Below are 740 nucleotides of genomic sequence, written 5' to 3'. Positions count from 1 at the left end.
ATGGCGCCGGAGTTGAACTCCGGCACGAACGCCTGGTCATAGGAGTCGAAGGGGTACGGCTCGTCGAAGATCTCGTGGTAGTGGTCGAAGCAGCGGCGGGTGATGTCGAAGAGCTCTTCGGCGTCGGCCTCCAGATACGGCGCGAGGGAGCGGCGTACGTGCAGGCCGAAGGGCAGCCCGGCGTGCTCGGTGCGCACCGAGTGGTACGGGCCGGCGGCCAGTGCGAGCAGGTAGGTGCTGATGGGCGGGGTGGGCGCGAGCTGCCAGCGGCCCTCGTGCGGTTCGCCGACGCGGGTGGCGATGCCGTTGCCGAGGACGGTCCACTCGGGCGGGGCGGTGACGTGCACCTCGAAGACGGCCTTGAGGTCGGGCTGGTCGAAGGCGACGAAGACGTCGTCGGCGTCGGCCATACAGCACATGGTGTAGAGGTATGTCTCGCCGTCGGCGGGGTCGGTGAAGCGGTGCATGCCCTCGCCGGTGCGGGAGTAGCGCATGTCCGTCTCGACGCGCAGCTCGTGCTCGCCCTCGGCGAGCCCGGTGAGCGGCAGCCGCCCGTCGGCGATCACCTCGTCGGCGCCTGCGAGGGGGAGTTCCTGTCCGTCGAGCACGATGCGGTGCAGGGCGGCAGGGCTGAGCTCGGCGAAGGTGTCCACGTCCGGCTGGCGCGCGCTGAAGCGAATGGTGGTGGTGGAACCGAAGATCTCATCGCCACGGGTCAGATCGAGGTCGAGGGTGTAGTG

1 protein-coding gene is annotated in these 740 nt (G+C 69.3%); it reads right to left on the bottom strand.

Translation table 11 applies throughout. The annotated features are described in order from the left end of the window. Positions 1-740 (bottom strand): gluzincin family metallopeptidase (locus tag CCN51_RS52125; RefSeq protein WP_483883491.1); only part of this gene is annotated, 740 nt, incomplete at both ends.

The organism is Streptomyces milbemycinicus (assembly GCF_002154605.1).
Classification (GTDB): Bacteria; Actinomycetota; Actinomycetes; order Streptomycetales; family Streptomycetaceae; genus Streptomyces; species Streptomyces milbemycinicus.
The sequence above is the reverse complement of the archived record's forward strand: the minus strand, read 5'-3'. Positions and strand labels throughout refer to the sequence as shown.